Annotated in this window: 23 protein-coding genes; 7 read left to right on the forward strand and 16 right to left on the reverse strand. The window is 62.8% G+C overall.

Annotation, left to right across the window (positions count from 1 at the left end; all coding sequences use genetic code 11):
- Positions 1-10 precede the first annotated feature (10 nt).
- From OHD62_RS12510 to OHD62_RS12545, 8 genes are all read right to left on the reverse strand, one after another.
- Positions 11-415, reverse strand: coding sequence for a Fur family transcriptional regulator (locus OHD62_RS12510; RefSeq protein WP_107651200.1), 405 nt, complete (start codon positions 413-415; stop codon positions 11-13).
- A gap of 262 nt (positions 416-677) precedes the next feature.
- Positions 678-1,724 carry an L-glyceraldehyde 3-phosphate reductase gene (gene mgrA / locus OHD62_RS12515; protein ID WP_263783033.1) on the reverse strand — a complete coding sequence of 349 codons (1,047 nt, stop codon included), beginning with the start codon at positions 1,722-1,724 and terminating at the stop codon, positions 678-680.
- A 133-nt stretch (positions 1,725-1,857) separates the two neighbouring features.
- Positions 1,858-3,000 (reverse strand): Gfo/Idh/MocA family protein, encoded by a 1,143-nt coding sequence (locus tag OHD62_RS12520; protein WP_263783034.1) that lies wholly within the window; start codon positions 2,998-3,000, stop codon positions 1,858-1,860.
- 11 nt (positions 3,001-3,011) lie between these two features.
- Positions 3,012-3,758, reverse strand: a complete 747-nt coding sequence (locus OHD62_RS12525; protein ID WP_263783036.1) for a sugar phosphate isomerase/epimerase family protein — start codon at positions 3,756-3,758, stop codon at positions 3,012-3,014.
- A gap of 41 nt (positions 3,759-3,799) precedes the next feature.
- Positions 3,800-4,897 (reverse strand): ABC transporter ATP-binding protein, encoded by a 1,098-nt coding sequence (locus OHD62_RS12530; RefSeq protein WP_263783871.1) that lies wholly within the window; start codon positions 4,895-4,897, stop codon positions 3,800-3,802.
- A gap of 2 nt (positions 4,898-4,899) precedes the next feature.
- Positions 4,900-5,829: a carbohydrate ABC transporter permease gene (locus OHD62_RS12535; RefSeq protein ID WP_263783038.1), complete on the reverse strand. Its 930-nt coding sequence runs from the start codon at positions 5,827-5,829 to the stop codon at positions 4,900-4,902.
- On the reverse strand, positions 5,822-6,715 hold the full coding sequence (locus OHD62_RS12540; protein ID WP_263783039.1) for a carbohydrate ABC transporter permease: 894 nt from the start codon (positions 6,713-6,715) through the stop codon (positions 5,822-5,824). Before OHD62_RS12540 ends, OHD62_RS12535 begins: the two co-directional genes overlap by 8 nt.
- Positions 6,716-6,827: 112 nt before the next feature.
- Positions 6,828-8,066, reverse strand: coding sequence for an ABC transporter substrate-binding protein (locus OHD62_RS12545; protein ID WP_263783041.1), 1,239 nt, complete (start codon positions 8,064-8,066; stop codon positions 6,828-6,830).
- Between the two features lie 406 nt (positions 8,067-8,472).
- Between OHD62_RS12545 and OHD62_RS12550 the strand changes: the two genes are divergently transcribed.
- Positions 8,473-9,516 (forward strand): LacI family transcriptional regulator, encoded by a 1,044-nt coding sequence (locus tag OHD62_RS12550; RefSeq protein WP_263783042.1) that lies wholly within the window; start codon positions 8,473-8,475, stop codon positions 9,514-9,516.
- A 259-nt stretch (positions 9,517-9,775) separates the two neighbouring features.
- On the opposite strand, the gene OHD62_RS12555 is transcribed toward OHD62_RS12550, so the two are convergent.
- Entirely contained in the window at positions 9,776-10,690 is a 915-nt protein-coding gene (locus tag OHD62_RS12555; RefSeq protein WP_263783043.1) for a LysR family transcriptional regulator, read from the reverse strand.
- A 183-nt stretch (positions 10,691-10,873) separates the two neighbouring features.
- Here OHD62_RS12555 and OHD62_RS12560 point away from each other — a divergent pair, with 183 nt between their 5' ends.
- The 3 genes from OHD62_RS12560 (at position 10,874) to OHD62_RS12570 (ending at position 12,953) form a co-directional block, all read left to right on the forward strand.
- Positions 10,874-11,383, forward strand: a complete 510-nt coding sequence (locus OHD62_RS12560; RefSeq protein ID WP_263783044.1) for a hypothetical protein — start codon at positions 10,874-10,876, stop codon at positions 11,381-11,383.
- A 66-nt stretch (positions 11,384-11,449) separates the two neighbouring features.
- On the forward strand, positions 11,450-12,205 hold the full coding sequence (locus OHD62_RS12565; RefSeq protein ID WP_263783045.1) for an SDR family NAD(P)-dependent oxidoreductase: 756 nt from the start codon (positions 11,450-11,452) through the stop codon (positions 12,203-12,205).
- A 52-nt stretch (positions 12,206-12,257) separates the two neighbouring features.
- Entirely contained in the window at positions 12,258-12,953 is a 696-nt protein-coding gene (locus tag OHD62_RS12570; protein ID WP_263783046.1) for a type 1 glutamine amidotransferase domain-containing protein, read from the forward strand.
- Positions 12,954-13,266: 313 nt separating this feature from the next.
- Here the strand turns inward: OHD62_RS12570 and OHD62_RS12575 are convergent, their stop codons facing one another.
- A complete protein-coding gene (locus tag OHD62_RS12575) occupies positions 13,267-13,497 on the reverse strand; it encodes a hypothetical protein (RefSeq protein ID WP_263783047.1) in 231 nt (76 codons plus the stop codon).
- On the opposite strand from OHD62_RS12575, the gene OHD62_RS35730 reads away from it, so the two are divergent.
- Positions 13,490-13,564 (forward strand): hypothetical protein, encoded by a 75-nt coding sequence (locus OHD62_RS35730; RefSeq protein ID WP_412177385.1) that lies wholly within the window; start codon positions 13,490-13,492, stop codon positions 13,562-13,564. The genes OHD62_RS12575 and OHD62_RS35730 overlap by 8 nt on opposite strands.
- Positions 13,565-13,684: 120 nt before the next feature.
- Here OHD62_RS35730 and gndA read toward each other — a convergent pair whose 3' ends face one another.
- From gndA to OHD62_RS12605, 6 genes are all read right to left on the reverse strand, one after another.
- The gene (gene gndA / locus OHD62_RS12580; RefSeq protein ID WP_263783049.1) at positions 13,685-15,112 is read right to left on the reverse strand and encodes an NADP-dependent phosphogluconate dehydrogenase; all 1,428 of its coding nucleotides are present in this window, start codon (positions 15,110-15,112) and stop codon (positions 13,685-13,687) included.
- 113 nt (positions 15,113-15,225) lie between these two features.
- Positions 15,226-16,863: a copper resistance CopC/CopD family protein gene (locus tag OHD62_RS12585; RefSeq protein WP_263783050.1), complete on the reverse strand. Its 1,638-nt coding sequence runs from the start codon at positions 16,861-16,863 to the stop codon at positions 15,226-15,228.
- 57 nt (positions 16,864-16,920) lie between these two features.
- Positions 16,921-17,436, reverse strand: coding sequence for a YcnI family protein (locus tag OHD62_RS12590; protein ID WP_263783051.1), 516 nt, complete (start codon positions 17,434-17,436; stop codon positions 16,921-16,923).
- 40 nt (positions 17,437-17,476) lie between these two features.
- Positions 17,477-18,016, reverse strand: coding sequence for a copper chaperone PCu(A)C (locus OHD62_RS12595; RefSeq protein WP_263783052.1), 540 nt, complete (start codon positions 18,014-18,016; stop codon positions 17,477-17,479).
- 107 nt (positions 18,017-18,123) lie between these two features.
- A complete protein-coding gene (locus tag OHD62_RS12600) occupies positions 18,124-18,480 on the reverse strand; it encodes a DUF2946 family protein (protein ID WP_263783053.1) in 357 nt (118 codons plus the stop codon).
- 93 nt (positions 18,481-18,573) lie between these two features.
- Positions 18,574-19,476 carry a GntR family transcriptional regulator gene (locus OHD62_RS12605; RefSeq protein ID WP_263783054.1) on the reverse strand — a complete coding sequence of 301 codons (903 nt, stop codon included), beginning with the start codon at positions 19,474-19,476 and terminating at the stop codon, positions 18,574-18,576.
- Positions 19,477-19,746: 270 nt separating this feature from the next.
- Between OHD62_RS12605 and OHD62_RS12610 the strand changes: the two genes are divergently transcribed.
- The gene (locus tag OHD62_RS12610; RefSeq protein WP_263783055.1) at positions 19,747-21,252 is read left to right on the forward strand and encodes a UxaA family hydrolase; all 1,506 of its coding nucleotides are present in this window, start codon (positions 19,747-19,749) and stop codon (positions 21,250-21,252) included.
- Positions 21,253-21,632: 380 nt separating this feature from the next.
- Complete coding sequence (locus OHD62_RS12615) at positions 21,633-22,628, forward strand: ABC transporter substrate-binding protein (protein ID WP_263783056.1); 996 nt, start codon at positions 21,633-21,635, stop codon at positions 22,626-22,628.
- Positions 22,629-22,631 lie beyond the last annotated feature (3 nt).

The following is a 22,631-nucleotide window of genomic DNA, read 5'->3' on the forward strand; positions in this document are numbered from 1 at the left end:
CCCCAACCGCTTAGGCAGCCTCGGCCAGGCATTTGGCGCACGTCCCACGGAATTCGATCACCGCCTTCTTGGCGGCAAAACCGGTCGAGCGCACCCATTCGTCCAGCCGGTGGCCGACATCATGGTCGGACATTTCGGTCACTTGCCCGCATGTGTCGCAGATGGCGAAGGCCGTCATCGAATGGCTGTGGTCGTGGGGCTCGGCGCAGGCGACGAACGAGTTGAGGCTTTCGAGCCTGTGCACGAGACCGGACTTAACCAGAGTATCGAGCGCGCGATAGACCTGCAGCGGGGCGCGGAAACCGCGCTCGCGCAACTGGTCGAGCAAGGTATAGGCGCTGAGCGGCCCGCTGGCGGCCTCGAGTTTCTCGAGCACGCACAATTGGTTCTTCGTCAGCACATCCCTAGCCGCCATGATCCCGTTTCCAGCCTGTCAGCGTCATCCGCACGCCACGTCTGCATGCCAATGGATCCTCGTCCCTACCCAGATAGCGACGAACAGGCGTTTTTGCTACTGTTTCCGCCTGAAGGGCAATACCACCGCCCTTCGTGGCGCAATGGCGCGTCGCAGGCCGAGCGTGGCGCCGCATTCGAAGTACCTGAGCGGGTACACGTTCGAATGAAAGACGGCGGGACCAAGCCCGCCGCCTTATATTTTGCCGGCTATTGATTGCCGGTCACTTCCTCGGGGGGCCTTTGCGTTCGGCCGAGGCCGCCCACAGATTGATGTCGGCTTCGCGCGCATAGCTGTCGACCTCGGCGAGTTCGGCGTCACTGAAATCGAGCGCCTTCAGCGCGCCGACGCAATCCTCGACCTGTTCCGGCCGGCTGGCGCCGATCAGCGCCGAGGTCACCCGGCCCTTGCGCAGCACCCAGGCCAGCGCCATCTGCGCCAGCGTCTGGCCACGGCGGCCGGCGATCGCGTTCAGCGCCTTGATGTTGGTGATGGTCTTGTCGTTGATGAAGGCGGGCCGCAGCGACTTGCCCTGGGCAGCACGGCTGTCCTCGGGGATGCCGCCGAGATATTTGTTGGTCAGCATGCCTTGCGCCAGCGGCGAGAACACGATCGAACCGACGCCGAGCCCTTCCAGCGTATCGAGCAGCCCGTCCTCCTCGACCCAGCGGTTGAGCATCGAATAGCTCGGCTGGTGGATGACGCAGGGCGTGCCGAGCTGCTTCAATATGTCGGCGGCCTCACGTGTGCGCTGCGAATTGTAGGACGAGATGCCGGCATAAAGCGCCTTGCCCGAGCGCACAGCATGGTCGAGCGCGCCCATCGTTTCTTCCAACGGCGTGTCCGGATCGAAACGGTGCGAATAGAAGATGTCGACATAGTCGAGACCCATCCGCTTCAGGCTCTGGTCGAGGCTGGCCAGCACATATTTGCGACCGCCCCATTCGCCGTACGGGCCGGCCCACATTTCATAGCCGGCCTTGGTCGAGATGATCAGCTCGTCGCGATAGGCGGCAAAATCGGTGCGCAGGATTTCGCCGAAGGCGGTCTCGGCCGAGCCGGGCGGCGGGCCGTAGTTGTTGGCAAGGTCGAAATGCGTGATGCCGAGATCAAAGGCCTTGCGCACGATGGCCTGCTTGGTCTTGTGCGGCGTGTCGTTGCCGAAATTGTGCCAAAGCCCGAGCGAGATTGCCGGCAGCTTCAGGCCGGACCGCCCACAGCGGTTGTAGACCATTTTCTCATAGCGATTTTCGGCGGCGACATAGGGCATGGGGAAATCCTCGAATGTAAATGGTAGGCACCGTCATCACGAACGCGATGAGCAGGCCTTGCGCCCCACCCTTACCGTCTCCCCACGGCAACGGGGAGAGGGTAAAGTCAAAATTATCGATAATCTCTGCGGCTTATTTCTTCTTCGCCAGCAGCGCCTTCGCTTCCTTGATGCCGAGTGCGGCCGGCCGTTCGCAGCTTGTCTGCATGGCGACGAACTTGCCGCTTTCGCCCGAGCGCAGCATGCCGGTCATGACGTCGACGGCATGCAGCGCCAGCTCCATCGAGCAGCGGTGCGGCCGCCCTTCGGTGATCGCCAATGCCATATCGGCCAGGCCGGCGGTCCGGTAGTTGGCCATCATGCCGTGCGAATGCATCTCGTTGGCGACACCGAACGGATGCTTCCATTTCGGCAGCTTCTTGACCGGCTTGGTCGCTTCGGTGAAGCGCACCTCGCCGCCGAAGAAATTCGGATCCGGCACGAAAACAGTGCCCGTCTCGCCATAGAGCTCCATCGGCGCGTGGCCGTGGCTCCAGACGTCCCAACTGGTGTTGAGCGTGACCACGGCGCCGTTCTCGAACTCCAGCAGGCCGTGGATGGTGGTCGGCGTCGAGACCGGGATCTTTTCACCCGCGCGAGGTTTCGATGAAATCGTCCGCTCCTTCGCCGGCATCGAGGCGAAGGCTGCGACCTGCTTCACTGGCCCGATCAACTGGATCAGATTGGTGATGTAATAGGGTCCGATATCGAGCACCGGTCCCGCGCCTGGCAGGAAGAAGAAATCCGGATTGGGGTGCCAGTGCTCCATGCCATGGCTCATCACATGGCAGGTGCCGCTGGTGATCTTGCCGAGCGTGCCGGTGTCGATCAGATTGCGGACAAGCTGATGCGCGCCGCCGAGGAAGGTGTCCGGCGCCGAGCCGATGCGCAGCCCCCCTTTCTCTGCCCGCTTCTTCAGGTCGAGCCCTTCCTTGACCGACAGCACGAACGGCTTTTCCGAATAAACGTGCTTGCCGGCATCAAGGATCTGCTTCGACACCTCGTAGTGCACCGCCGGAATGGTGAGGTTGACGATGATGTCGATGTCTTCGGCCCTCAGCAGCGCCTCGACGGTTTCGGCGCGCAGCTTGAACTCCTTCGCCCGCGCCTTCGCCGCTTCCATGTTGATGTCGGCGCAAGCACGCATCTCGATGCCCCGGAACAGCGGGGCAAGCGAGAAATACGCCTTCGAGATGTTGCCGCAGCCGATGACGCCGATACCCAGTTTTTTTGCCATGTTGGTTGTTCCTAGTAATTCTTGACGGATGCGATCGAGCGGCGGGCGAAACGCTCGACATCATTGGGATTGTCCTGCTCCATGACGTAGTATTTGGCGACGCTCTTGGTTCGCAATGCCTTGATCAGGCCAGCCCAGTCGATCGTGCCGTGACCGACATCCGACCAGCCGTCCTCCTCGAGCCCCTCGCCCGGCTTGGCCATGTCCTTGACATGGACGGCGACGATGCGCTTGCCGTGCTTCTCGATCCACGGCAGCGGATCATCGCCACCGCGCACCACCCAGGCGACGTCCATTTCCCAGCCGATGTCGGGAGCGGATGACAGTATGTGGTCTTGCGGCACCGAGCCGTCGGCCAATTTCTTGAATTCGAAATCATGGTTGTGCCAGGCAAAGCCGTAGCCGGCTTTCTTTGCGGCCTCGCCGACCTTGGCGAGACGCTCGCCGAAACCGCGCCAGCCGGCTGTGTCGGCCGGCCTGGCCTCGGGCAGCAAATAGGGGCAGATCAGCAGTGTGACGCCGAGCGCGTCGGCGATTTTGCGCACGCCGTCGAAATCCTTCTCCAGCGCATCGATGGAGAAGTGCCCGGTCGGCATGGCAAGCCCGTTCTTGTCGAGCTCGGCGCGGAAGGATTTGGGGTCGTCATAGACACCCCCGAAGCCTTCGACTTGGCGGTAGCCTAGCTCGCCGAGCGTCTTCAGCACCCCCTCCCAAGGCTTGAAGTTGCGGGCGCTGTAAAGTTGGAATGACCAGTTCATCGTCTCTGTCCGTTTTTCTTGGGGGATGGATCTCTTGGAGTTTAAAGGCGGTTGCCGGTTTGGGCGTCGAACAGCGAAGCCCGCATCGGGTCGAAACCGATACCCACCGTGTCCTCATTGTTTGGTGTGCGCTCCGACGTCACCCGCACAGTGAAATTCTGCCCGCCGAGCTTCAGCCAGACCAGCGTGTCGGAGCCCATTGGTTCGACGACCTCGACGCTTGTCGTCGCCGTGAACGGCCAGCCCGCGCCGCTGTTGAAGGCGACATGCTCGGGGCGGATGCCGAACACAGCCGGCCCCGGCGCCGGTTCCTTCTCGAAGGTGTAGGTCGCGAGTGGGATGCGCACATCCTCGACGGCGAACTGCCAGTCGCCTTTGTCCTTCTCCAGCCTCCCCTCAAGAAAATTCATCGCCGGCGAGCCGAGGAAGCCAGCGACGAAACGGTTGACGGGGCGATTGTAGATGGTCTGCGGCGCGTCGAGTTGCTGGATGACGCCGCCCTTCATCACCGCGATGCGATCGGCCAGCGTCATCGCCTCGATCTGGTCATGGGTGACGTAGATCATCGTGTTCTCAAGCTTGCGGTGCAAGAGCTTGATCTCGACGCGCAGCTCGGAGCGCAATTTGGCGTCGAGGTTGGAGAGCGGCTCGTCGAACAGGAAGACATCGACGTCGCGCACCAGCGCCCGCCCGATCGCCACGCGTTGGCGCTGGCCACCGGACAGGGCGGCCGGCTTGCGCTGCAGCAGCGGCTCGATCTGCAGGATTTCTGCGGCGCGTGCGATGCGTTTGGCGATCTCGTCCTTGGCCAGGCCGGCGACGCGCAGGCCAAAGGAGAGATTCCTCTCCACCGTCATTTGCGGGTAGAGCGCGTAGGACTGGAAAACCATGCCGATGCCGCGGTCCTTGGGCTCTTCCCAGGTGACGTTCTTGCCCTTGATGAAGATGCGGCCTTCCGAAATATCGAGCAGGCCGGCGATGCAGTTGAGCAAGGTCGACTTGCCGCAGCCCGACGGTCCGAGCAGCACGATGAACTCGCCCTCGGCGACATCGAGGTTGAGCGTCTCCAGCACCGAGATCGCGCCGAAATTCAGCGACAGATCCTGGATCGACACGCTGGGGTTGGCAATTGCTGTCATCATCACCCTTTCACCGCGCCGGCGGCAATGCCGCGCACGAAGAGCTTGCCGGAGAGGAAGTAGACGATGAGCGGCACGAGGCCGGTCAGGATGGTGGCGGCCATGTTGACGTTGTATTCCTTCACGCCCTGCACTGAGTTGACGATGTTGTTGAGCTGCACCGTCATCGGATAGGTGTCGGGGCGGGTGTAGACGACGCCGAACAGGAAGTCGTTCCAGATGCCGGTCACCTGCAGGATGACGGCGACGACGAAGATCGGCAGCGACATCGGCAGCATGATTCTGAGATAGATGCCCCAGAAGCCGGCGCCGTCGACGCGCGCTGCCCGGAACAGCTCTTCGGGCATCGACGAGAAATAGTTGCGGAACAAAAGCGTCAGGATCGGCATGCCGAAAATGGAGTGGACGATCACCAGGCCGCTCAGGCTGCCATAAAGGCCGATCTCGCGCAGGATGATGACGATCGGATAGATCATCACCTGATAGGGGATGAAGGCGCCGACGATCAGGATGACGAAGAACGTGTCGGCGCCCTTGAAGCGCCAGTTGGCCAACGCGTACCCGTTCACCGAGGCGATCGCGATCGACAGGATCACCGACGGGACGGTGATGCGCACGGAGTTCCAGAAGCCGCGCGAGAGCCCGTCGCAGTTGAGCCCGGTGCAGGCCTGCGACCAGGCCTTGACCCAAGGCTCGAAGGTGATTTCGAGCGGCGGCGAGAAGATGTTGCCCAAGCGGATCTCGGGCATGCCCTTGAGCGACGTGACGACCATCACATAGAGCGGCAGCAGGTAATAGAGCGCCACGACGATAAGCGTGCCATAGAGGAAAATATTGCGGCGCGAGAACCTGTGCCGCGGCTTCGGTCCACTCGGCCCCGAGGCTTCGCGCCCGATGGTGGCAGGGGGCAAGGAGACAGCCTGATCAGACACGCTTCTTGCCTCCGAACTCGAGATAGGCCCACGGCACGATGACGATCATCACCGACAGCAGCATCATCGTCGAGGCGGCGAAGCCCTGGCCGAGATTCTGGGCGAAGAACATATAGTCGTAGACGTACTTTGCCGGCACTTCGGAGGCAATGCCAGGGCCGCCGCTGGTCTGGGCAACGACGAGGTCATAGACCTTGACGATGCCTGAAGCGATGATGACCAGCGTGGTGATGAAGACCGGCCGCATCATCGGGATGATGATGAACAGATAGGTCTTCCACATCGGTATCCCATCCACCCGCGCGGCCTTCCAGATGTCCTCGTCGATGCCGCGCAGGCCGGCCAGCATCAGGCACATAATGAGCCCGGTGCCTTGCCAGAGTGCGGCGATCGATATGCCATAGATCACGATGCTGGAATTATAGAGCGGATCGAAACTGAAGCTTTCCCAGCCCAGATCCCGCACGACATGCTGGATACCGAAATCCGGGTTGAGCAGCCACTGCCAGACGAGGCCGGTGACGATGAAGGAGAGCGCGAAGGGATAGAGGAAGATAGTACGGAACGTGTCCTCGAAGCGGATCTTCTGGTCGAGCAGGGCGGCGAGGACGAAACCAATCACCAGCGAGAATACCAGCGACAGCACGCCGTAGATCAAGAGGTTCTCGATCGAGACCAGCCAGCGCGGCGTCGACCACAGCCGGTAATACTGGTCGAGGCCGACGAAGTTCAACCGTGGCAGCAGCTTCGAATTGGTGAAGGAATAAAGCACCGTCCATGCGGTGCCGCCGACGAACACCACCAGTGCGGTGAGGATCATCGGGATCGATGCGATCTTCGCATTGAGATTGCGGAAAAGCTGATTGGGGCGTTCGCTCTTGCTCATCTCGACAGCCGGGCTGGATCGGGTAAGGGCGGGAGGGTCAGGACCGAGGTCCTGACCCCGAGCTCCCGGCCACGCGCTCGCGCGGCCGGAAGTGAGGCGGTTGCTCGAAAAGTCAGTCGGCCGAGCCGACGATGTCGGCGAAGCGCTTCTGCGCCTCTTCCACGGTCATGTCCGGCTTGGCGAAGAACTCGGAGAACAGATCCTCCTTCTGCTTCTGGGTGTCCTGCGAGAGCAGCTGGTCCGTCCAGGGCATGACGCTGCCCTTGGCCAGGATGTCGAGGCCCTTCTTCATGCAGTCATTCGCCGCCTGCAGGTCTACGTCGCCGCGCACCGGCAGCGAACCCTTCTTGAGGTTGAAGGCAACCTGCGTCTTGGGATCGAGCAGGGTTTCGGCCAGCACCTCCTGCGCCTTGGCCTTGTCGGCGTCCTTCAGCAGCGGGAAGTAGAAGGCATCGCCGCCTGTGGCGATCACCTCATTGAGACCGAGGCCTGGAAGGCAGGTATAGTCCTTGCCGGCGGTCTGGCCAGCGACCTGGAACTCGCCCTGCGCCCAGTCGCCCATGATCTGGCCGCCGGCCTTGCCGGTGATCACCAGGTTGGTTGCCTGGTTCCAGTCCTGCACATTGGTGTTCTTCGCCATCTTGCGGGCATCGTCGGCAGCCTTGAAGACCTTGGCGACCTCGGGCCCGGCGGCGAATGTCGCGTCCTTGTCCTTGTAGACCTTGAGGAAGGTGTCGGTGCCGCCCACTGCCGCCAGCAGCACGTCGAACGCGCCGGAGGACTGCCAGGGCTGCCCGCCAACGGCGAGCGGGATGATGCCGGCCTTCTCCAGCGCGGGAGCGGCCGCCACATATTCATTCCAGTTTTTCGGCACTGGCACGCCGGCTTTTTCGAAGGCCGCGTTCGACAGCCACAGCCACTGCCAGGAATGGATGTTGACCGGCACGCAATAGATCTTGCCATCGATGGTGCAACTGTCGAGCAGGCTCTTCGGCCGCACGACTTCCGTCCATTTGCCCTTGGTGGCGATATCGGTGAGGTCGCGCATCAGCCCGGCCTGCACCAATTCTTCCGCCTGCCGGCCATGGTTGAACTGGGTCGCACCCATCGGGTCGCCGCCGGTGATGCGGCTGATCATGATCGGCCGCGCCGTGCCGCCGGAGCCGGCGATGGCGCCGTCCACCCAGTGATTGCCCGTTGCATCGAAAGCCTTGGCGAATTCGGCAACCGCCGCCGCCTCGCCGCCCGAAGTCCACCAATGGGTGACTTCCAGATCGGTCGCGCTCGCCGGACCAGCGAAGTTCAGCGCAACCGTCGCCGCAAACGCAGCGGTCAGGAACTTGTATCGCATTTCGGTCTCCTCCCAGAATCTGAAACGTTACAGATTTTCGATACGGCAATTGCGCAATCAGCGCAACCCCTCGGGTAATGGACGACTCTATATTTTTTCGGAGCTCGAACAAAATCTCGCTTTCGCGGGGGCCTTTGTGCATCGCAACACACAAAGTTGCATCGTAAAACAATGAGAGCTGGCAAAAAACCTGCACGAAACGCTTTCTCCGCTGATTTCCCACAGTTTTTCGGCACGAGGCACTGACGCGAAATAGTGCTCCTACGAGGGCCTGCTCGTGTGGTTTCGTGACAAGCTGTAACGTTTCAGTATATTGGTTTCGTCAGGCGGAGAGTGGCGTTGCGCAGCGATTGCGGCGATTGCCCACCCGCCCGGCGACTGCTATGCGCCTGACGGGGCGGGACGAATGGACAGAGATCAGGGCGAAAGGGATGACGAGGCGCCGGGCCGGCCGACGCTGAAGACGCTCGCCTTCATGACCGGGCTGGGCGTCACCACCGTCTCGCGCGCCCTCAAGGACGCGCCCGAGATCGGCGCCGAGACCAGGCGGCGCGTCCAGCTCGTCGCCAAGCAGATCGGCTACCGGCCGAACCGCGCCGGCGTGCGCCTCAGAACCGGCAAGACCAACGTCATCAGCCTCGTGCTCAACACAGAGCGCGAGATCATGAGCTTTGTCTCCGATATTATCTATGGCGTCTCGGAAGTGATCGCCGACACGCCCTATCACCTGATCGTCACGCCCTACTCGCGCTCGCAGGATCCGCTCGATCCGATACGCTATCTGGTCGAGACAGGGTCCGCCGACGGCGTCATCATTTCGCGCACCCAGCCAAACGACCCGCGGGCTCGCTATATGCTGGAGCGCGGCATTCCCTTCGCCACGCACGGCCGCACCGACATGGGGCTCGTCCACCCCTATCATGATTTCGACAATTACGCCTTCGCGGCCGAGGCGGTGCGCCATCTGGCCGGCATGGGCCGGCGCCGCCTCGCACTGGTGACGCCGCCCGTCGGGCTGACCTATCACGGCCACACGGTGAACGGCTTCACCGATGCGCTGAGCGAGGTCGGCGCCAGCGAGGTGCCGTTCAACACCGTTTCGATCGACCACTCGATCGAGCAGATCAGGATGCGCACGGCGCAGGTGATGCGCCGCCAGGACCGGCCGGACGGCTTCGTCAGCAGCGCCGCCGCCGCGACGCTCGCCGTCGTCGCCGGCATCGAGGACGCCGGCCTGAAGCTCGGCCGCGATGTCGACGTGGTGTCCAAACAGTCGTCGGAACTATTGCATCTGTTCCGGCGCGAACTGCTGGTCGTCAACGAGAACTTCCGGCTGGCCGGCTCCGAGCTCGCCCGCTCGGTGCTCGGCTGGATCGGCGGCGCGGAGCCTGGCTCACTGCAGTCGCTTAGCCTGCCTGGCGAGGTTGTGGCCTATCACCGCCCCGACTAGCTAGAGCGGGATACGTTCAAATTAAACCGGGCATCCCACTCCATCTATTTGTCTTAGCCGCATTTCTGCGACGCCAAGTGGTTCCACTTGGCTGCAAAATGCGCGCTGCTGACTGGCAGCCTTGGGGCCGGGAGCGGACTATCCGCAAGTAGGGCGGAGTCAGCGGATAGCCGCCGTTTCAGCAACCGACCCGTTCGACCCTCCCAGAACATCCTCATATCTCCAAGGTTACGGCCGGCTGGCCGCCCCTAACAAGCGACTATGGCAGAGAAACATTCCCGGCGCCCGCTGCATGAGAAGCAATGAGCCGATCAATGTTCTCCAGGAAGCTCCGTAGCACCGGCGATGGATTGTCCGCACGGTAACCGACCGCAACCTCGATGGTCGGAGGCCTCCCTGTTAGCGATCGGCTTACGACAGACCGGGGCAGCAGCTTTTCCACATAGGCCGGAAGGAGCGTGACGCCGCCGGTCGACGCGACCAGCGAGATGCCGGTCGCAAACCCGTCGAGGAAGTGACTCGGTGATACGGCCACCCCATGCTCGTGCAAGTAGCGGTCGACGATTCTCGAGAGGACGTGCGGTGTGTCCGAATAGCCGATGAACGGTCCCTGCGCAAGCTCACGGGGCTCGATCTCCGTGCGCTCAGCGAGCGGATGGTCGTGCGGCAGGATGACCACGATCGGTTCGTGCGCGATCACCTTGTAGGTTAGATCTGGCTGCGCCTCCAGTCGCGAGAAACCGAGATCGATCTCGCCGCGCTGCACCGCCGCGGCAATGGCAGGCGAGAAATCGCTGGTTACCCTGAAGTCGATATCCTTAAGCTGCGCGCGCAGGACTTGCGTCACATGCGACAGCCACTCGACTTCTTGGCCGGTCAGGAAGCCGACGGCGAAGCTCGCCTTCGCCGGGCGGGCCGCGCGCCGCGCAGCCGCGACTGCTTCGGCTGCCTGGCTGAGGGCCAGGCGCGCGTGATCGAGGAAAGCCTGACCTGCCGCCGTGAGCGCGACCCCGCGCGAGGTGCGGACGAATAGCAGGGCACCCACCTCGAGTTCGAGGTCGCGCAACTGGCGGCTGAGCGAAGGCTGAGCGGTGTGCAGGCGCCTCTCGGCGGCCACCGTCAGGCTGCCTTCTTCAGCGACGGCAACGAAGTACCGGAGATGGCGTAGCTCCATGCGCCATACCTAGCAGGTATGGCTGACAGAGTCACAAAGTCTTTCCGCCGCGGCGCGCAATGTAGCATCTATAGCGCATCTGAAGAACTGGCCCCTCGATGCCGGCCGGGTATTGCAGAAATCGGAGACAACGCGGTCGCCCTGCATTGCGGGGTGATGACCGCGTGCGCAAGGAACGAGACCATGTCGTACGACCCATTCTCAGCACTGACGGTCATCACTGGGCCGGCAATCCTGACGAACGCCTGCGCGATCCTGCAGAATGGCGTGACCCTGCGCTACAATCTGGCAATTACGCAGTGGCGAGAGTTCCACGCCTCGCTCGCGGCTGAAGACGGCAGACTCTCAATGCTGTTCGTCGATCCCCGTCGCGCTCTGTCGCTAGCGGAGCGGCGTATCCGCCTGCAGCTCCGAGCACTGGAACTGCTGAACGCAGGTGTTGCCCTGTTCGGCGCCACCACAATTTGCGGGCTGCTCGGCGATATCCTCGTCAAGACCCTTCTGGCGCCATCCTGGCTCGTCGGCGTGTGCTTGATCTGCATCGGGAGCGTCGCGCTCGCGGTCATGCTCGCAGCGATCGGCGCGCTCTTTCTGGAAAACGGGTGCAGTCGGTCAATGGTCCGACTGCACCTCGTCGCGAGCGCGACCCCCCGTCGCGCCAGGCAACAGGTCGCCCTAGGCAACGAGGCCTGAGGCCGCGACCCGAACCCCTGCCGGCGGGCCGCCGGCACCCCAAAACACTCAGAAAGGAACCCAGCCATGACAACCATTTCGATCGTCACGGGGGGCAGCCGCGGTCTTGGCCGCAACACCGCCCTCAGCATCGCGCGCCACGGCGGCGATGTCATCCTCACCTACCGCAACGGCGCCGAAGGCGCGAAGGCCGTTGCGGCCGAGATAGAAGGCATGGGCCGCAGGGCGGTGGCGCTGCAGCTCGATGTTGGCGACATCTCCGCCATTCCCGGCTTCGTCGCGGACATCCGCTCAGCACTCGCCACGACGTGGAGCCGGGACACTTTCGACCACCTCATCAACAATGCCGGCCATGGCGAGATGGCCGCCTTCGCCGAGACTACGGAGGCGCAGTTCGACCTGTTGTTTAACGTTCACGTCAAGGGCGTGTTCTTCCTGACGCAGGCGCTGTTGCCGCTTCTTTCCGACGGCGGCCGTATCGTGAATTTCTCGTCGGGCCTCACCCGTGTCAGCTATCCGGGTTTCTCGGCCTATTCTGCCGCGAAGGGAGCCGTCGAGATCCTGACGCTCTACATGGCCAAGGAACTCGGCAGCCGCGGCATCACCGTCAACACCATCGCGCCCGGCGCGATTGAGACCGACTTCCTCGGCGGCGCGGTTCGCGACACGCCGGAATACAATAGGGCTTTCGCCAACATGATCGCGCTCGGCCGCGTCGGCTTGCCAGACGACATTGGCCCGGCGGTCGCCAGCCTGGTCGGCCCCGACAATGGCTGGGTCACCGCGCAGCGCATCGAAGTATCCGGTGGCCAGAACATCTGACAGCTGCCCCGCGTCCACCTGCTAGTTCCGATGGCAAACAAGGAGAATACCAATGACCAACGTACTCATCGTACTTTCCGCCGCGGACAAATGGACTCGCGCCGACGGCTCGATATACGAATCGGGCGTGTGGGCGCAGGAATTCGTCGACCTGGATGAAGCGTTCGTCCGCGCCGGTTTCCGGGTCGATCTCGCCAGCCCGGGCGGGGTCGTGCCAACGATGGACAAGCGCAGTCTCGATCCGGCCACGGTGGGAGAGAAGGTTGCGGAACGTATGCGGGCGTACCTCACCGAGAATGCCAAGCGCCTCGAACATCCGCTGGTCCTCGGCGAGATCGATACGGGCGCCTATGACGCGATCGTCGTTCCCGGCGGCCATGGGCCGGTCGAGGACCTGTACAAGGATCCCGACATGGGCAGGGTATTGATTGAGGCCGATAGGGACTCGAAACTTATCGCCGCCGTCTGTCACGGTCCTGCGGCGCTGCTAGCAGCGCGCGATGGCAACGGCCGTTGGCCGTTCGCCGGGCGAAAGATGACCTCGCTCAGCGACGAAGAGGAAATCGAGTTCGGGACGGCGGAGAACGCTCCCTGGCTCCTGGCAGATACGCTACGCAAGTCGGGCGCTGTCTTCGAGCAGGGGCCGAACTGGCGCACTCATGTCGTCAAGGACGGGAATCTGCTCACCGGCCAGAACCCGCAATCTTCGGCCTCTCTGGCCGAAGTGGTAATCGCCGCGCTCAGATAGCGCTAACCAGCCGGCCAGTCGCGACACGGCTGGCCTGTCGGGCCTCTGTGAGCGCGCGCAGTGAGCTCCCTCATCATCCAGGGCAGAATCGCAACCTTCTTGCAAGAACTGGGGATCCGAACACCGCGCATTGATGCGTCTTCGTGCTGCTGGCTGCTCTTTATGATCGGTCGCCGATGGCAGGTTTCAGGAAGCTACGAGTATTATCTCTTCGGCCGTGATGAGGCGCAGTCCCGACGTCCAGATGGCGAACCGCCGGACCGGCCCTGAGAACTCCCAACGGCGCACTTGAGATCACCCGCGCGCGGCTCTACTAGTCCGAAAACCTCACGCTCACGCCGCGCTGCCGAAAATAGGCCTGCATCAACTTGCGCCCCGAGCGGTTGTTCTGCGCCAACTTGGTCGGATCGAACACCGCCTGCTTTATACCTTCTCGTGTCAGCGCCGCTTTAAGCGTCGCGATATGTGCGTCGATATCGGCATTGTCCGCCCGCAGCGAGGCATAAATACTTTCGGTCGCCTGGGCCACGGTCGGTTTGCTCACAGGTGTCGTCCTTTGGTTGGTTGAGCAGCGGCTTACCACAGATTCGCGGCTCCGCCGATACCGATGAGACCGTCAATCGTCGCTACCGGCATAGCAGATTCCTGGCGCGGCCCGACACCCAGTTGGTCGCTGGAGATGTCTGCTTTCGGGCAACCGCAAAATTGGTCTCTACGTCCAAGTTCGGGCGCTAACCCGCCGCCCCACTCCCCCATGGGCCGTGGAAGGCGCCCTGCCCGTCGATGCGCTCGAAGCCGTGCGCGCCGAAGAAATCGCGCTGCGCCTGGATCAGGTTCGAGGTGCCCCGGCCCTGGCGATAGCTGTCGAAATAGGCAAGCGCCGACGACAGCGCCGGCACCGGCGAACCGGCCTCGGACGCGCGCACCACGATTCGCCTGAGCGACGGATGCGCCTCTTGCATCATCGTGATGAAGGCCGGCGCCATCAACAGATTGGTCGAAGCGCCACCGGCGCCGAAGGCTTCCGCCATCGTGTCCAGCATTTGCGAGCGGATGATGCAGCCGGCCCGCCAGATCTTGGCGATGGTCGGCATCGGCAGGTTCCAGTTGAATTCCTTCGACGCGCCGCTCATCACCGCGAAGCCTTGCGCGTAGGCCGCGATCTTGCCGGCGAACAGCGCCAGTTCGAGATCCCTGAGAAGCGCGTCCTTGTCACCGGCAATCTTCGCGACGCCGCTGTTGCCATAGGCCTTCTCGGCGGCCAGCCGCTCGTCCTTGATCGATGACAGCACGCGCGCCGCCACCGCAGCTTCGATCGCGGTGACGGGGATGCCGAGTTGCTGCGCCTCGATGACCGACCATTTGCCGGTGCCTTTCTGGCCGGCGCGGTCGAGGATGATGTCGACCACAGGCTTGCCGGTCTTCGGATCGTCGGCGGCCAGCACCTTGGCGGTGATCTCGATCAGGTAGGAGTTGAGCCGGCCCTTGTTCCAGCCGGCAAACACCTTCGCGATTTCCTTCGGCCCCATGCCAAGGCCGTCGCGCAAGATGCCGTAGATCTCGGCGATCATCTGCATGTCGGCATATTCGATGCCATTATGGATGGTCTTGACGAAATGGCCGGCGCCGTCGGTGCCGAGCCATGCCGCGCAAGGTTCGTCCTTGAACTTGGCCGAAATCGCGGTCAGCACTTTTTCGACGCGCTTCCACGACTCCTCGGTGCCGCCGACCATGATCGAGGGACCATGGCGAGCGCCCTCCTCGCCGCCGGACACACCCATGCCGATGAAGGTGAGGCCCGAGCCGGAAAGTTCGGAGAAACGTCGCATCGTGTCGCGGAAATTGGCATTGCCGGCATCGATGACGATGTCATTGGCCGACAGCACGCCGCGCAGGGCCGCGATCTGTTCGTCGACCGGCTTGCCGGCCAGCACCATGATGATGATCGGGCGCGGCGGCCGGATCGCGGCGGCGAGTTCCTCGAGGCTGTAGCAAGGCACCACCATGTCCTTCAGCGCGCCGGCGTTCTCGACAAAAGCGTCGGTGCGCGCCCTGGTGCGATTGAAGACGGCGATGCGGTGCCCGTGTTCGGCGATGTTGAGCGCCAGGTTGGAGCCCATCGTGCCAAGGCCGATCAGGCCGATTTCGGCTTTTTCCATCGTTTCTTCCCTGCTTCCGGATCTTTTGTTAAGGGGCGATTTGCGGCGATGCCCATTCTTCCCTGATGAATGACGGGCCTTCGCGGCCGCGTCAACCGCCTCGCCAAGTTGTGTTACGGCCTGATGTCGATCGGTGCCTCGATCTTCACCATCTCGAAATCCGAAACGAGAATATCGAGCCGCGCCGTCCATCGGCCGGGAACCGGAATGACGAGATCGTCGACGCGCCATGTACCGTCGCCAGGCTTGGTCGCCGGACGCTTGATCGGTTCAATGCCGGAGTCGGGCTTCGACAATACCAGCGTCACCTCCTTGGCGTCGAGCGGACCGAAATCGCCGCTCATGACGACGATCGAGGCGGCAACCGGCCCGACATGGCCGGGCGTGATGCTGAGGTCGGCCATCGCTTTCAGCGTGTGGATATGGATCGATGCCGGCTGAGCCGCGGCAATTGCCAGCGCGCGCGGCGGCGGCGTGAAGCGCCAGCCGGCCGCAACGCCGAGGATCGCCAGCACGATAAGGACTTCAACGCCGATCGAGCGAACCAGCCTCCTCTGTACTTCGGTCTCTCCCGCTTCAGCCGGAGCAGTCAGTTTCCAGCGGTTGGTCGCAGCGAGCGTGAAGAGAAAGATCAGCAACGCCAGCTTGACCAGAAGCAGTCGCCCGTAGGCAGTGTCGATCAACGCTCTCGGCATCTGCACCTGGATCACAGCCAACACGATGCCGGCTGCCGCAAGTCCTACCACGACATACGGAATCGCCCGTGAAAACCGGTGCAGGAACAGCCCTGCCTCGGCCGGCTGCCGCCTCACGGCAAGACCGAGCGGCGCCAACGCTCCGGCCCAGAAGGCAATGCCGGCACCATGCAGAAACACCATCGGCCGCGTCAGCCATTGCGGCTCGGCGGCGCTGGCATGCCCACTGGCGGCAAGTGCAACACCGACACACACCAATCCGGCAAAGGCGAACAGTTTTGAATCGGCACGCGGCCCGACCAGCGACAAAAGGCCAAGCCCGAGCGCCATCAGCGCGATCAGCACCGTCCAGCCGAAGCTGGTACCAAGTCCGGTCTGCCAGACGACCGGCTGTGCCAAATGCGCAAGCGGCGCGCCTAACGCGTCGAGCCCCTGCAAGCCAAGCGACAAGGGCGCCGCAACCAGTCCGCACAGCATCGCGGCGATTGCGAAGCGCTGGCCGGAGCGCCCACCCTTTGCCAGCCAGGCAATGGCGAAGGCACCGCCAACGCCGAGAAAAAGGCCGATATAGAGCAAGACCTTGCTGGTCCAGATCGCCGACCGCAACCCCCAGTCGACGGCTTCGGAGACGACAGGCGCCGCACTCGGCGCGCCGATGGAAAACATGACCGAGCCGCCCACCGGATGGCCGTCGGCGGAAATCACCCGCCAGCTCAGCACATGCGTGCCGGCCCCGAGCACCTCCGGATTGCCGATCTCTACGGTCTGGTCGCTGAGGCGAAAGGACGTCAGCGCAACTGGCGTCCCATCGGGCCGCACCAGGGTGAGCACCAGCGGTGAAACTGGTTCGCTGAAAGTCAGCGAAAATTGCGTCGGGCTTTGTCCCAGCACCGCACCATCGGCCGGATCGGTTGTAACCAGCGCCGCATGGGCAAGGGCCCGATTTGGCGCGGCAATGACGGCGAGCAGCATGATCGCGGCCAGCAGACCAATGGCAAGCCAACCGGCGCGCTTGCCGAACCTGCAGGTCGTCCACCGAAAAGATGCCACGCTCATGTCACTGCCACGCAAACGACGGCGCGCTCTTTCGAACCGAGCGCGCCGCCAGAGAGATTACTTCTTGGGCAAAAGCTTGATGCCAGGGGCCGGATATTCCAGCGCGTCCTCGTTCTGCCCGGCCGCCGGAATCTCGATCCAGCGCTCGGCGGCACCGTCGCATTCCTGCACCACCGGGAAGTAAAGCGTTTGGCCGGCCGGTAGGTCGGCAGCCAGTGTCCCGCGGAAGACGAACTCGTCGTAAAACTCGTCCGGCAGGCTGCCGCCGCTCCAGTCGAGTTCCCTAGCGCCTGATGTCACCGCCTCTCCATAGAGCTGGTAGGACTTCTCGTATTTGCCCTTCTTGATCTGCAGCGTCCAGCCGGGCTTCGGCATCGGCTTCACCGAAATCACCCCTTCCGGGATCTGCACGCGCACGGCGGTCGTTGGCTTGCCCTCGCAGCCATGCGGCACGCGCAGGATTGCCTTGTAGGTCGAGCCAACAGCCGCTTCCTGGGTTTCGAGCGTGATATGGGCGACAGCCGTGCCCGTCCCGAGAGCCAGCGCCCAGGCCGACAGAAGATATTTGTTCATTATGGTCCCTCTGATCTTCAATTTCGCGGCTTCGACTGGATCAATTGGCATGGTCGTCCATGCTGCCGCCGATGCCTTCCACGGCGAACTCGACGGTGACGGTGCCGGCCTTCTCGAAGGTGAGTGTCGCGGAAAACTTCTCGCCTTGCTTCGGCTGCCGCTTCAGGTCGACGAACATCAGGTGATAGCCACCGGGCTTGAGCGCCACCTTTCCGCCGGCCGGAATCTCCAGCCCGCCGCTGACCGGCCGCATGGTCATGACGCCGTCCTTGACGCCCATCTCATGCAGTTCGGCTTTGGCCGAGATATCGGAGGAAATCGACAGCAGCCGGTCCGGCGCGCTGCCGGAATTGATGACGGTGAAATAGCCACCGGCAACCTTGGCGCCGGCAGGCGTTGCCCGCGACCAGGGATGTTCGATCTCGAGGTCGCCGACCTTGAACTCGTGCGCCAGGACGCCTTGGGCGCTGACGAACAAAAGGAAGAGGACCAGCATGGCAAGAACGAGACGCTCCTCGAAACTGCTCAGGAAAGGGCGGCCGGGCATAGGGCGCGCCGCGATAGGGAAGGAATGGGACATGGTTTGCTCCATGAATAGGGGATCGCGCCGTTGGCCGGCCGCGAAAAAAATTCGCTCTTTTGATGAACGCGCCAGCGGAAGATTGCGCCAAGCGTACAGGAGATCGCTCAGACCGTCAGCGGCGGCGCGCGCGGGTTCGACGGAGAGCGTTCACGCGCGAAGTCGAGATGCGTGGTCGCCGGGAAGACGAAGGCAACAGCCTCGAAAACCAGGCTGCGGGCCAAGGCGACGGCATCGGGCGGCGACGAAGGAACGGGCGAAACCATGTTGCAGCCGAGCATGCAGCAGGCCGGCATATGCTGCTGGTGTGGATCGCCGCCGGGAAGCTCGGCCGCGCCATCATGGGTGCAGATGATATTGCCGAAGGCATCGAGCTGCGAAGCGACTGGACTCAAGCCGAAGGCGAACGCGCCGAGCGTCGACTGGAGCACGAGCAGATAGGCCGCGACCAGCGCGGCCGGCATGCTCCATCGTCTCCGCCAGATGTTCAAGCCCTGCCTCTTCACGCAGCAACGTCAGCTACCTAGCACGGGGCAGGCATGCGGAAAATCGTCAAATCACTGCTGCGGCAACACGGCGCGATCAGGGATGGAGGTCAAAAGCGTATGGCGCGCCGATTTCAGATGCTTGCGGCAGGCGGCGTCGACCTTGCCAAGGTCGCGCGATTTGAGCGCCGCTATATAGGCCAGGTGTTCCGCCACCGCCACTTCGTTGCGCTCGCGTTCCTGCGCCTTGTTCCACTGGTAATGGTAGTGGAAGATCATGGCGATCACATCATAGAAATCGACGATGAAGCGGTTGTGCGAGGCGCGATGGATCAACCGGTGGAACCGCTCGTCGAGTTCCGAAAACTCGTTGAAGCGCGTGGCGATCTCGCGCGCCAGCAGTCGGTGCTCTTCCTCCAACAGGTCGAGATTGGCCCACACCGGACTGTCCTCAGGCAGCGCGGCAAAGGCGGCGGCCGAGCGCAGTTCGAACATCTCGCGGATTTCGGTCAATTCCAGCGCGAAGGCGCGAGTGAAACCCTTCAGCACCCAGTGGCTGTTGCGGCGTTTTTCGATCAGCCCGAAACGGGAAAAGCGGATCAGGAACTCGCGCACGCTGGTGGTGCCGACGCCGATCTCGCGCGCCAGTTCGAGCTCGTTGATCTGCATACCGGCCTCGGCGCCGCCCGCGAGCAACCGCCGCATGAAGGAACGCTCGATGATCTGCGACAGCGTGTCGGTCTCTTCCTCGGGGAAAAAGTCGTCCGGCCGCGGCGCGCGCAACACCGTCTTGCTGCGTTTGTTCCAGGCGATCAGCCCTGTCTCTTCCATCCGCGCAAGGATGGTACGGATCGTCGTGCGGCTGACGCCGAGCAGCGCACCGAGTTCCGGCTCCGATGGCAGGCTTTTCGTTTCGTCAAGCAGCCTGAGACCGCGATTGTAGGCGTCCTTGTAGACGTTGTTGCTCTTCGACATCCCCTGCCCCGTTGCGCGCCGACGCTTGCAGCGGCCGGCCTGAAGCGCGATATGACAGATGTTCCTAGCGTATGCCCCCGAAAAGCGGAATCGCTTTCCAAAAGGGATGCGCGGCTCCGATGCTGGAGCGTCCTGCAAGACCCAAGACGCCCGGCGCATCCATGAAAAAACGATTGACGCAAAAATGTTTTTTCACGATAAAAGACATTATATGTTAAGAGGTGGGTGTCAATCCGCGCCCATCCCAGGACCATACCCAGGAAACCGCCCGTGAACGCCGCAAACACCATTCTTCTGTCTCCCGCCGACAATGTCGCGGTCGCCAATGGCCGCATCGAGATCGGTACGCCATTGCCGGGCGGCGCTGTCGCCGCCGCGCCGATCGAGCCCGGCCACAAAGTGGCGATCAAGCCGATCGCGGCCGGCGAGGCCGTGGTGAAATACGCCCAGGCGATCGGCCGCGCCACTGAAGCCATCGCGCCCGGCGAGCATGTTCACTCGCACAATCTGGTTTTCGAGTCCGGGCGTCTGCCGGTGGTGCCGCCAAGCGAGGCCGAGCATGCGACCGAGGCCGACCGCGCCCGCACCTTCATGGGCTACCGCCGCGCCGATGGCCGCGCCGGCACACGCAACTTCATCGGCATCGTCGCCAGCGTCAATTGTTCAGCCACTGTCTGCCACTCCATCGCCGACGAGGCGAACCGCAGGCTGTTGCCAAAATATCCGGGCATCGACGGCTTCGTTCCGATCGTCCATGGCCAGGGCTGCGGCATGAGCGGCACCGGCGACGGTATGATGGTTCTGCACCGCACGCTGGCCGGTTATGCCCGGCATCCGAATTTCGGCGGCGTGCTGATGGTGGGCTTGGGCTGCGAGGTCAACCAGCTCACCCTTTACGGCCAGAAGGGCGTCGCTGCCGGCAAACGCCATTTTAACATCCAGGACGCCGGCGGCTCGCGCAAATCGGTCGAGAAGGCGATGGGCGTGCTGGCCGAGATCGCCGAGGAGGTCGGCCAACTGAAACGTGAGCCGATTCCGGTCAGCGAGATCGTCGTCGGCCTGCAATGCGGCGGCTCCGACGGCATGTCCGGCATAACAGCCAATCCGGCGCTGGGCGCCGCCGTCGATATCCTCGCGGACGTCGGCGGCATCGGCATCCTCTCGGAGACGACGGAGATCTATGGCGCTGAGCATCTGCTTGCCTATCGCGCCGCGACCCCCGAGATCGCCGCCAAGCTCGACGGCTATATCAAATGGTGGGAAGACCATGTCGCCAAGCACGGCGCCTCGATCGACAACAACCCCTCGCCTGGCAACAAGCGCGGCGGCCTGACCACCATCCTGGAAAAGTCGCTGGGAGCGGTGGCCAAGGGCGGTCAGACACCGCTCAACGGCGTTTTCGGCTATGCGGAGAAGGTCAGCGGGCACGGCTTGGTGTTCATGGACACGCCCGGCTACGACCCGGTCTCTGCCACGGGCCAGGTGGCTGGCGGCGCCAATATCATCGTCTTCACCACCGGCCGCGGCTCCTGTTTCGGCTGCCGGCCGACGCCGTCGATCAAGGTCGCCACCAATTCGACCATGTATCACCAGATGGAAGAGGACATGGACGTGAATTGCGGCGTCATCGCCTCGGGCGAGAAGACCATCGCCGGCATGGGTCGCGAGATTTTCGAACTGATCGTCGAGACCGCTTCGGGCCGCAAGACCAAGAGCGAAGAGTTCGGCTACGGCGACAATGAATTCGTGCCCTGGCATCTCGGAGCGACCCTCTGATGCGTCCAAAGCTTGTCCCCTGGACCCGAGGTCCATCCCGCGTTACGCACTTTAAAACGGGATCGTTCTAGACACAGTGGACAGGCGCAGAATGTCTGCGGCCCCTAGGAAAGAACGAATATTCCATATTGACACAACTATGGAATTAATATTCCATATCGGTCGGGAGAAATCCAGAGCAATTGAACGTGGCATGGCGACGGGAAGTCTCTTTCCTGTCAGGTCATACGGAAACGTTACGAAACATCGCTTGCGTCGGCCGAACCGATGCAATATCAAAATGCGGTAAATGTTTTTTATTGATAAAGTTCTGTTTGGGCTGCGCCTATCCGAATGGAGCTTCCGTGACGTTCACCGGGCGACTTAGGGAGGAATCCTAAATGAAATTCGTGACCAGCATTCTCAACCGCCGCGCCTTCGTGGCGCTTGCAGCTGCCTCGATGCTTGCCGGCGTGATGCATTCGGCGCCAGCTTCGGCGGCGGACGTGACCATTCCGATCATAGTCAAGGACACCACCTCCTTCTACTGGCAGATCGTTCTGGCCGGCGCCCGCAAGGCCGGCAAGGACCTCGGTGTCAACGTGCCGGAACTTGGCGCCCAGGCCGAGACCGACGTCAACGGCCAGATCTCGATCCTCGAAAACGCCGTTGCCGGCAACCCGGCTGCCGTCGTCATCGCACCGACCGAAGCCAAGGCTCTCGGCAAGCCGATCGACGAGGCCGCCACCAAGGTCAAGATCATCGGCATCGACTCCGGCGCCGACTCCAAGGCCTTCACCTCATTCCTGACCACCGACAACATCCAGGGCGGCCGCGTCGCCGCTGATGGACTGGCGGCAGCGATCGGCGAAGCCAATGGCGGCAAGGTCGAGGGCGACGTTGCCCTGATCACCGCACTTCCGGGCGCCGGCTCGCTCGAACAGCGCGCCCAGGGCTTCAAGGAACAGCTCGCCGCCAAATATCCCGGCCTCAAGCTTGTCGCCGACAAATATGCAGACGGCCAGGCAACGACCGGCCTCAACATCGCGACCGACCTGATCACCGCCAACCCCAATCTCAAGGGCATCTTCGCCTCCAACCTGATCATGGCGCAGGGCGTCGGTCAGGCGATCGCCGAGAACAACCTTGCCGGCAAGGTCGGGCTCGTTGGCTTCGACAGCGACGAGAAGCTGATCAAGTTCCTCAATGACGGTGTCATTTCGGCGCTCGTCGTGCAGGATCCGTACCGGATGGGCTACGACGGCATCAAGACGGCGCTCGCCGCCTCGAAGGGCGAGAAGGTCGAAGCCAATGTCGACACCGGCGCCAATCTGGTGACCAAGGCCAACATGAAAGAGCCGAAGATCGACGCGCTGCTCAATCCGAAGCTCGACTGAGCA

Origin of the sequence: Mesorhizobium sp. YC-39 (genome assembly GCF_025753795.1) — a bacterium.
Taxonomy (GTDB): Bacteria; Pseudomonadota; Alphaproteobacteria; order Rhizobiales; family Rhizobiaceae; genus Mesorhizobium.

Excerpts from the sequence above, each read along its gene's own strand:
- OHD62_RS12525 (WP_263783036.1), bottom strand. The coding sequence starts at position 3,758 with ATGAACTGGTCATTCCAACTTTACAGCGCCCGCAACTTCAAGCCTTGG.
- OHD62_RS12565 (WP_263783045.1), top strand. The coding sequence starts at position 11,450 with ATGACAACCATTTCGATCGTCACGGGGGGCAGCCGCGGTCTTGGCCGC.
- OHD62_RS12590 (WP_263783051.1), bottom strand. The coding sequence starts at position 17,436 with ATGAACAAATATCTTCTGTCGGCCTGGGCGCTGGCTCTCGGGACGGGC.
- OHD62_RS12540 (WP_263783039.1), bottom strand. The coding sequence starts at position 6,715 with ATGAGCAAGAGCGAACGCCCCAATCAGCTTTTCCGCAATCTCAATGCG.
- mgrA (WP_263783033.1), bottom strand. The coding sequence starts at position 1,724 with ATGCCCTATGTCGCCGCCGAAAATCGCTATGAGAAAATGGTCTACAAC.
- OHD62_RS12600 (WP_263783053.1), bottom strand. The coding sequence starts at position 18,480 with ATGCCGGCCGCGCTGGTCGCGGCCTATCTGCTCGTGCTCCAGTCGACG.
- OHD62_RS12615 (WP_263783056.1), top strand. The coding sequence starts at position 21,633 with ATGAAATTCGTGACCAGCATTCTCAACCGCCGCGCCTTCGTGGCGCTT.
- OHD62_RS12550 (WP_263783042.1), top strand. The coding sequence starts at position 8,473 with ATGGACAGAGATCAGGGCGAAAGGGATGACGAGGCGCCGGGCCGGCCG.
- gndA (WP_263783049.1), bottom strand. The coding sequence starts at position 15,112 with ATGGAAAAAGCCGAAATCGGCCTGATCGGCCTTGGCACGATGGGCTCC.
- OHD62_RS12560 (WP_263783044.1), top strand. The coding sequence starts at position 10,874 with ATGTCGTACGACCCATTCTCAGCACTGACGGTCATCACTGGGCCGGCA.
- OHD62_RS12605 (WP_263783054.1), bottom strand. The coding sequence starts at position 19,476 with ATGTCGAAGAGCAACAACGTCTACAAGGACGCCTACAATCGCGGTCTC.
- OHD62_RS12510 (WP_107651200.1), bottom strand. The coding sequence starts at position 415 with ATGGCGGCTAGGGATGTGCTGACGAAGAACCAATTGTGCGTGCTCGAG.
- OHD62_RS12555 (WP_263783043.1), bottom strand. The coding sequence starts at position 10,690 with ATGGAGCTACGCCATCTCCGGTACTTCGTTGCCGTCGCTGAAGAAGGC.
- OHD62_RS12570 (WP_263783046.1), top strand. The coding sequence starts at position 12,258 with ATGACCAACGTACTCATCGTACTTTCCGCCGCGGACAAATGGACTCGC.
- OHD62_RS12545 (WP_263783041.1), bottom strand. The coding sequence starts at position 8,066 with ATGCGATACAAGTTCCTGACCGCTGCGTTTGCGGCGACGGTTGCGCTG.
- OHD62_RS12520 (WP_263783034.1), bottom strand. The coding sequence starts at position 3,000 with ATGGCAAAAAAACTGGGTATCGGCGTCATCGGCTGCGGCAACATCTCG.
- OHD62_RS12530 (WP_263783871.1), bottom strand. The coding sequence starts at position 4,897 with ATGACAGCAATTGCCAACCCCAGCGTGTCGATCCAGGATCTGTCGCTG.
- OHD62_RS12595 (WP_263783052.1), bottom strand. The coding sequence starts at position 18,016 with ATGTCCCATTCCTTCCCTATCGCGGCGCGCCCTATGCCCGGCCGCCCT.
- OHD62_RS12585 (WP_263783050.1), bottom strand. The coding sequence starts at position 16,863 with ATGAGCGTGGCATCTTTTCGGTGGACGACCTGCAGGTTCGGCAAGCGC.